The sequence below is a fragment of the Mesotoga sp. UBA5825 genome (genome assembly GCF_002432955.1).
GTDB lineage: Bacteria > Thermotogota > Thermotogae > Petrotogales > Kosmotogaceae > Mesotoga.
Genome location: NZ_DJHG01000056.1, coordinates 1 through 7,729, shown reverse-complemented (window position 1 = coordinate 7,729; position 7,729 = coordinate 1). Strand labels below are relative to the sequence as shown.

Annotated in this window: 9 protein-coding genes; 2 read left to right on the top strand and 7 right to left on the bottom strand. The window is 45.9% G+C overall.

Features of this window, described 5'->3' with window-relative positions; all coding sequences use genetic code 11:
* The 7 genes from B3N33_RS05165 to B3N33_RS05135 form a co-directional block, all read right to left on the bottom strand.
* A partial coding sequence (locus tag B3N33_RS05165) for a pyridoxal phosphate-dependent aminotransferase (protein WP_292592385.1) occupies positions 1–1,061 on the bottom strand: 1,061 nt, incomplete at its 3' end.
* Positions 1,058–1,702, bottom strand: a complete 645-nt coding sequence (locus B3N33_RS05160; protein ID WP_099830507.1) for an amino acid ABC transporter permease — start codon at positions 1,700–1,702, stop codon at positions 1,058–1,060. The genes B3N33_RS05160 and B3N33_RS05165, both read right to left, overlap by 4 nt.
* Positions 1,702–2,379, bottom strand: coding sequence for an amino acid ABC transporter permease (locus tag B3N33_RS05155; protein ID WP_258394220.1), 678 nt, complete (start codon positions 2,377–2,379; stop codon positions 1,702–1,704). The genes B3N33_RS05160 and B3N33_RS05155 overlap by 1 nt, the downstream gene beginning before the upstream one ends.
* Positions 2,380–2,402: 23 nt before the next feature.
* Positions 2,403–3,134: an amino acid ABC transporter ATP-binding protein gene (locus B3N33_RS05150; RefSeq protein WP_146739751.1), complete on the bottom strand. Its 732-nt coding sequence runs from the start codon at positions 3,132–3,134 to the stop codon at positions 2,403–2,405.
* A 76-nt stretch (positions 3,135–3,210) separates the two neighbouring features.
* Positions 3,211–3,996, bottom strand: a complete 786-nt coding sequence (locus tag B3N33_RS05145) for an ABC transporter substrate-binding protein (RefSeq protein WP_099830509.1) — start codon at positions 3,994–3,996, stop codon at positions 3,211–3,213.
* Between the two features lie 275 nt (positions 3,997–4,271).
* On the bottom strand, positions 4,272–5,024 hold the full coding sequence (locus tag B3N33_RS05140; protein ID WP_180977968.1) for an IclR family transcriptional regulator: 753 nt from the start codon (positions 5,022–5,024) through the stop codon (positions 4,272–4,274).
* An 853-nt stretch (positions 5,025–5,877) separates the two neighbouring features.
* Positions 5,878–6,186, bottom strand: a complete 309-nt coding sequence (locus B3N33_RS05135) for a hypothetical protein (RefSeq protein WP_258002012.1) — start codon at positions 6,184–6,186, stop codon at positions 5,878–5,880.
* A gap of 117 nt (positions 6,187–6,303) precedes the next feature.
* Between B3N33_RS05135 and B3N33_RS05130 the strand changes: the two genes are divergently transcribed.
* Both B3N33_RS05130 and B3N33_RS05125 read left to right on the top strand, forming a co-directional pair.
* Positions 6,304–7,071 (top strand): nucleoside phosphorylase, encoded by a 768-nt coding sequence (locus B3N33_RS05130; protein WP_102819258.1) that lies wholly within the window; start codon positions 6,304–6,306, stop codon positions 7,069–7,071.
* Positions 7,056–7,724 carry a GNAT family N-acetyltransferase gene (locus B3N33_RS05125; protein ID WP_292592379.1) on the top strand — a complete coding sequence of 223 codons (669 nt, stop codon included), beginning with the start codon at positions 7,056–7,058 and terminating at the stop codon, positions 7,722–7,724. The genes B3N33_RS05130 and B3N33_RS05125 overlap by 16 nt, the downstream gene beginning before the upstream one ends.
* The last annotated feature ends 5 nt before the right edge of the window (positions 7,725–7,729 follow it).

Here is a 7,729-nt window from a genome sequence, read left to right as displayed (position 1 = left end):
GTTCCAGGAACAACGAGAATACCGTATTCTCTGTATAGTTTTTCGGTGAAACTCCAGGGATCAGTGCCTTCCGGAGTGGAAACCCATACATACATCGCCCCCTGTGGAGCGGTGAAAGTCAATCCCGACGCCTTTAGACCTTCAATAATCGCATCCCGCCTGCCCTGATATATTCCTCTGAGCTCACGATAATAGGAATCGGGGGTAGACTTCAAAGCTGCTGCAGCGGCGAGCTGTATAGGGTAAAAGACATTTGAGTCGATCTTCGATTTGTAAAGTTTCACTGCGTCTAGAAGACGTTTCTCGGCCACTATCGCCCCAACTCTCCATCCGGCCATGTTATAGGTCTTTGAGAAGGCGAAGTACTCCAGCCCAAGTTCCAGATTCTGTTGTGCTTCGAAGTAACTGTTCACTTCCAGACCGTCAAAGGCGATTTCCGAGTAAGCGAGATCGCTCATCACAACAAAACCGTATTTACACGAAAGCTCGGAGAGCCTCTCATAATACTCTTTGCTCGCCACTCTACCGGTGGGATTGGATGGATAATTGACGATTACCATTTTCGGCTTGTGCAACACTGCAAGACTCTCGATCTCGCCGAGAGTAGCAATAGGATCAACATCTCCATCGTAAGTGATAAGCTTCCCGCCGGTGAAAAGAACAGCTTCGAAATAGGTTGGATAACCGGGATCGGGAACAAGGATCGAATCGCCTGCGTTTACCGAAGCATGAAGCGCATTGAAAATCGCCTCTTTGATTCCCACCGTAACGAGCACGTTCTCTTCGGGCTTGACAGTTACTCCGAAGCGTTTCTTGTACCAGTCTGCAACACCTTCCAATAGTTCAGGAGCACCATGCTGCGGCGGGTAAGTGTGGTAGGCCGGGTTTGACAGGTTCTCCTTCATTACCTCCACTATCCATTTCGGGGTGGGCCTGTTCGGGGCACCTATTGAAAGGTTGATCATTTTCTGCTTTGGTGGTTCTTTCTTCAGGCCATTTATGAATCCAAAGGCATCGGGCCTGAAAAACTCAAGCTTTGAAGACTCGAGCTGAAACTTCATCTGTTACTCCCTCCCTCTAGTTTTTTAGATACGACAATTAGCGGATAGCACACAAGTATGAAGAACATAGACACAATACTGAATGCCGTAAAAGGACTTAGAGTCAACTGCATTATCTGTCTGGAGGTTCTTACGATCTCAACCATTCCGACGAGTGAGACAATCGAAGTGTCCTTTATTGTCATTACTATCTGGCCGACAATTGACGGCATGGTACTCTTTATGATCTGAGGCAAAACTACATGCATCAGTTTTTGAAAGTAGTTCATTCCAAGAGCTTCGGCCGCTTCAAACTGCCCTTTATCTAGAGACATAAGACCGCTTCTGAAGACCTCTGAAAGATATGCCGTTGCCGTAACTGAAAGAACGACTATTCCCGTCTGAAACGCGCCCAATTCAATTCCAACGTACGGCAGCGCAAAGTAGATAGCATAGACGATTATCAAGAAGGGCGATCCCCTGATTATCTCTACAACAATGGCTAGAAGTTGCGATGCGACGGGGATTCGATGGAAGCGAATCAGGGCGATCGCAATTCCCAGCACTATACCGATACCCAGAACGAATGGAAGGAAAGCCAGGTTATTGAGGAAGGCAACTCCGAGTCTGAATATTTGCTGCAATAAAGATATGTCTTGCATCATACCACCTTCTTAAAACCGAACCATCGCTTCGCATCCGATTGTCCCGACTTCTGATTTCTGCTTATAATACCGCTTAAAAGAGCAAGAATCAGATATATTCCAAAGTACATAAGCATCGGTACACCGAATGATTCGAATGGCATATAGGTTCTCGCGGCAATCTTTCGAGCAGTATAAGTAAGCTCGGGGATAACAAGAACTGCCGCAAGACTTGTGTCTTTTATCAAATACGAGAATTGGCTGATCAGTGGTGGCAGAATACTTCTAAAAACTTGCGGCAAGATTACCTTTCGCATCGTCTGGAACCACGACAAACCGAGAGCCTTTGAGGCTTCTGTCTGTCCTCTGTCAATTGAGTTGAGACCGCCACGTACTATCTCAGATATATAGGCGCCGCTGTTCAGAGAAAACGCAACTATGGCGCTCTGAAAGGAAGTTAACATCAGGCCGGTAATTGGAAGGCCATAGTGGACGAAGTACAACTGCACAAGCAGAGGCGTCGACCTGATGAATCCAGTGTATATTCCTACGGGAATAATGGCGAACTTCGATTTCATTGTTGATAGTATTCCTACCACTGTTCCTATTAGAAGTGAAAAGACACCGCTCAGGGCCGCTACCTTTAATGTTTCCAATAAGGCCTCAAAAAAGTCAGGGAGATACTGTGAGATCATTCTCATGTCAAGCATGATATCACCTAAAGTATCTTACTCAGGAATTCCTTGGTTCTGTCACTCCTGGGATTGTTGAAGAACTCATCCTTAGGGGTGAGCTCGACTATCTTCCCGTCATCCAGGAAACCGATTTTGTTGGCAACCTGACGCGCAAAACCCATCTCATGGCTGACAATGATCATCGTCATTCCTCCGCGTGCCAGGTTAGTCATGACATCCAGTACTTCCTTGATCATCTCTGGATCCAGTGCTGACGTTGGTTCATCAAAAAGCATTAGTTTAGGATCCATTGCCAAAGCTCGCGCTATCGCAACTCTCTGCTTTTGCCCTCCTGAAAGCTGAGGAGGAAAGGCATCGTACTTAGCAGATAATCCGACTTGATCAAGTAGTTTCCTGGCTTTTTCAAGAGCTTCATCCTTGGGCACCTTCTTTACGAGTATGGGTGCCAGGGCAACATTGTCTACTACTGAAATGTGAGGGAATAGGTTGAAATGCTGAAAAACCATTCCAGTGTTCTTTCTAACAAAACTCAAATTGGCTCTCGCCTGCTTAATGTCTTTTCCGAGAACTTCGATCGATCCCTCATGAAAGTTTTCAAGCATGTTTATGCAGCGAAGAAGGGTGCTTTTCCCAGCACCGCTCGGTCCACAAAGAACCAGTACATCGCTTTCGAATACATCTAGCTCGATGTCTTTTAGAACGTGCAGTTTTCCGAAGGATTTGTTGAGACCCCGGATTCGAACAATTGGTTCCATTAGAATTCCCCTTTCGACTCCTAAAATGAAATGGGGGCTAGCCCCCATCTCGTCTTGAATTAACTACTCTCCAGGCTTAGTCAATAATGAAAGAAGGTTCCCAGGCTTTGCCTACGTACTTCTCGTAGATCTTTCCGTACTCGCCAGTCAGCTTCTCCCACTTGAGGAACCAGTTGAACCATTCAACCAGTGAGTCGGAATCCTTGTCCTGCCTGAAAGCGAGTCCATAAGTGTCGGGTCTCACATACCCATCAAGGATCTTCAGATCTGGGTTCTTGTTAACTAACTCAATACAGATCATTTCGTCGTCCATAACCGAGTCGATTCTACCCAACTTGATATCAGTCATCCATTCGGCAAGATTGTCGTATAGAGACGCCTTTTTGCCCCATTCATCTTCAATGAAGTCTGCGTGAACAGAACCCATTGTCGCACCCATTTTGACTGAAGGATCGGCCAGATCTCTCCAGCTCTCCAGAGGAGAGTCTTTTCTAGCAATCGCGACAATTCCTGTCAGGAAGAAAGGATCGGAGAATCTTATCGACTTCATCCTTGTTAGAGTCATGGACATGTTTGCTGCTATCATATCTACTTTTCCTGAGAGCAATGACGGAATAAGACTTTCCCATGCCACGTCTTGCCAGACCAGTTCAACACCCATTTCTCTTGCAGCAAGTTCCATCAACTCAACGGTAAACCCAGTCGGCTTCCCTGATGCGTCCCTGTACTGCATCGGTACTGCAGTCATATCAGTTGCAACGGTTAACTTTCCGCTCTTAACTACGTTTTCCAGTGTTGTAGCTGCAAGACCAAACGAAACAAACATACAGGCTACAACGATCAAAACAAACAGTTTTTTCATCTCAATTCCCCTTTCACGAATGGATTGCGTCTTAAAAAAGTACGCATTGGAAATGGTTTGAATAGTTCAATAATATGGAACAACATTCAACAATGTGGTAACTACATCTAAATTTACCAAATCGGTTGAGTTATCTCCAAAACCATTTATGAACGTCTGGGAAGTATCTGGGTTGATTATGACTGTTAAACAGAAGCAATCTCTCTCCTGCGGGGTGATCTTGAAAGAAGGGAGTTATTCCTAGAAGTAATGCAGAATCAAACTTCTTCGAGTCTTCACGTCTCGAAATCGATAAACAGCTTGTTCAGCTTTTCTATTGTCTTCAAAAAGGGTTCCTTATATCTTTCAATTGCTTCGTCGGTCATTCTATTAGAAGGCCCGGCAATACTGACGGCATACTTCGCGACTCCGTGATTGTCCAGTATGGGTGCGGCAATGCACTTTATGCTTTCTTCCTGTTCTATTCTGTCGTACGCATATCCGTGCTCTCTTATCCATTGTATTTCCTTTCTGAGCTGTTCCTTATCTGTTATGGTGTTCTTCGTTCTTCTCGCAAGAGTCACTCTCTCGAGATAACCGTCTATGTAAGAATCCGGCTGAAATGCGAGCAGGGCCTTCCCCACGCCTGTACAATACATAGATGCAGTAACTCCTACAGTCGAATGGGGGCGCAGAGCATGCGTTGGGTGCAGACATTCGAGATAAATTACTTGATCTCTGAACAGAGATGTGAGATGAATCGTCTCATTTATTTCGTTCCTTAGTTCCTCAAGGTACGGCAAAGCCACTTCTCTGAATTCGAGGTTCCTCCGCATGAGACCACTCAGTTGAAGGATCCTGTTTCCGAGCATGTAGAAGCTCTTGTCTTTTGTAAGGTAGTCAAGTTCAGTCATTGCAGACAAAATATGATGCACAGTTGCTTTGGGATAACCTAGCTTGGCCACTATGTCGGTAAGCCTCCATTTGCTTTGCTCAAAGAACAGCTCGAAAATCTCGTCCACTTTTTTGAAAGCCTTAAAATGTTCCATAATATTGACCTCACTCAATGACATTGATACTAGAATATCAAAAAATGCTTTCGATAGCAAATCTCTTGTTAAATTACATTTCGAATACGGGTGAGCTAGTATGATGAGGCAACCATCAATTAAGACTGAACTACTGAACGGATACAGATCGAGATTGAGTCTTTTCTGAAGCCGCAATTTAACTTAAGATCGAGTACCACATAAAAAAAGACCGGCCCTTTAGGACGGCGTTCTTAAAGTCAATAACTTACTTCAGCTGGAAGCCTATGCTGAAATTGATGGTCGCAAGTCTGTTGTCGGTGAAGCCGTCGGGGCTGCTCGCGTTTTCGGAGGTGCCTTTCGCAGTTCCTCCTATGAAACGGATGTTGAAATGGGTCTCGAGATAATCTGTGAGAAGCAGCCCTACCCTCAATGAAGCGTCAAGGACCAATCCTTCGAAGTCGAAATCCGCCCCGTTAATGAACCTGCTGGATGCGTAGAACCCGTCGATATCTGTTGCGAAGTAAGCCTTTTCGCCTAGCCAAAGTTCGCCTTTAATTTTGATAATCGGTACTGGACCGACGTTCTTGTTCGCGATTAACTGAGGTCCGTTCAGTGATTCGAAGTAGATGTCNNAGTAGGCTCCCTTCAATTTGATAATCGGAACGGGGCCGAAATTCTTGTTGTCAACGAACTTAGTCCCGTCGAGAGACTCGAAGTAGATATCGGCATTTCTCAACTGAAGTGAGAGACCGAGGCCAAGATAGCTGTTGCCCTTTCTCAAGACATCGTAGGTGTAGCTTACCCTGTAGAACGGGAAGCCGTAGTTCAAGAAGATTCCGCTTCCGGCGGGGAAGGTGACTCCATCGACTATCTAGTTGTTCTTAAGCTGAACCTTGGACTGAACGGTGAGCGGCTGGTACAGAAAGTGAACCGTGTGTTTGCCGATACTCAGTCCGGCGGTGTACCTTTGATACGGAAATAGAACGTCCTGCCCGCAGTCCTTCACATAGTTCAGAACTGTTCCAGTCTGACCGAACTGAATGGTGTGGAAGATCACTCCCGTGAAGCCGATCTCGTAATCAAGCTCGAGTTTGAACCTGTTCTCGGGGTTGTTCAGTAATCCTGCCGATGAAATAACTGCGATAAGAAGAACCACTATCAGTGCGGACCTAGTCTTCACGATTTCACCTCGTTTATACTGATTACAATTATAAAGCTTCCGGTTACAAAAGTGTCAGGTCATTCGGCGACTGTCGATCTCTTCTTCGCTGCTAGAATAGTCGCAGAGGGGGCGTATATGGAGAAGCGTTTACCTATTCTGGAACATGATTATGAAAGACCGGCCGTCATAGAACCGACGAAGGTCATCTCCTCGATACCTGAGATGCCCGAAAGAGCTGTGATTCTCTTCTATCAGGGCGTGATAGAGAGTCTCTTGAAGAAGGGTCTTCTGAAGAAGATCGTTGACAGGAGAAGTGAGGTAGGATTGTTCCCCGTCTACGAGATCGAACACAAAGGAGAAAGAGTTGCCCTGTTGAATCCAGGACTTGGAGCACCATCCGCTGCGGGCTTCTATGAAGAGCTGATCGCCCTGGGAGTAAGAAAGACAGTAGCCTGCGGTTCCTGCGGAGTGTTGAAGAGAGAAATTCCGAGAGGAGAGATCATCGTAGTGGAATCGGCAGTCAGGGATGAGGGGACCTCATTCCATTACGTGGAGCCCTCAAGAGAGATTTCAGTCGATAAGAGTGTGATCGAGATGATCGAATCTACATTGAGAAGGCTGTCTATACCTTATGTAAAGGGAAAGACCTGGACAACCGATGCCTTCTACAGGGAGACTAAGCGGATAGTCAGCAGAAGAATTGACGAAGGGTGCATAACAGTCGAGATGGAGGCTTCGGCCCTCATGGCCGTCTCTAAGTTCAGAAATGTGGCCTTTGGCCAGCTCCTTTCGTCCGGAGACGATGTGAGCGGAGAAGAGTGGGACATACGATTTCATCCCGAGGCTTCGAATCACAAAGAGCGTGTATTCTGGGCAGCTCTCGAGTGTTGCCTGAGATTATAACTCCGTCGGTAGTATATTCCTTCGCTTCACAGAGTGGAAAGTTGAGAGTGGGTGATGGTATGGTCGAACCGATTAAGGTTTCCTCGAAAAAACACGGAAGGGCAATAGAACTACTTGCCGAAGCATTTGCTAATGACCCGATGATCAAATACGTATTAAGTGAGAAAGTAAGAAAGTACGTAAATAGGATCTATGGAGTAATGTTCAAGACTTATCTGGAGAAAGGGTCCGCGTACTTTGATTCATCCGAGATGAACGGAATAATTCTCTGGATTGACTCTAAAGAAGATCCGGGCCTTGGCGTCTGGATAAGGAGCGGAGCCTTGAAGATGCTGACATTTCCTGGAAGATCACTAAATCGCCTTATGAAGGTCGGTAGGGCGATTTCGAGGGCTCACAAGAAATGCATAAAGGAACATCACCTTCACCTGATTTTCATTGCTGTTTCGCCAGCTTCTCAGGGGAAAGGTATCGGCAAACAACTTCTTAGCCTTCTTGCGCATGAAGCAGACTCAAAAGGTCTTCCTTGTTATCTTGAAACGCAGAATCCTTCAAACTTAGGTTTCTATGAATCCTTTGGGTTCTACGTTGCGAAGGAAATCGAAATCTCGCCCGAACTCAGATCGTGGAGTATGGTCAGACCAATTTCGTGAAGAGC

Excerpts from the sequence above, each read along its gene's own strand:
- B3N33_RS05145 (WP_099830509.1), bottom strand. The coding sequence starts at position 3,996 with ATGAAAAAACTGTTTGTTTTGATCGTTGTAGCCTGTATGTTTGTTTCG.
- B3N33_RS05140 (WP_180977968.1), bottom strand. The coding sequence starts at position 5,024 with ATGGAACATTTTAAGGCTTTCAAAAAAGTGGACGAGATTTTCGAGCTG.
- B3N33_RS05130 (WP_102819258.1), top strand. The coding sequence starts at position 6,304 with ATGGAGAAGCGTTTACCTATTCTGGAACATGATTATGAAAGACCGGCC.
- B3N33_RS05155 (WP_258394220.1), bottom strand. The coding sequence starts at position 2,379 with ATGATCTCACAGTATCTCCCTGACTTTTTTGAGGCCTTATTGGAAACA.
- B3N33_RS05160 (WP_099830507.1), bottom strand. The coding sequence starts at position 1,702 with ATGCAAGACATATCTTTATTGCAGCAAATATTCAGACTCGGAGTTGCC.
- B3N33_RS05150 (WP_146739751.1), bottom strand. The coding sequence starts at position 3,134 with ATGGAACCAATTGTTCGAATCCGGGGTCTCAACAAATCCTTCGGAAAA.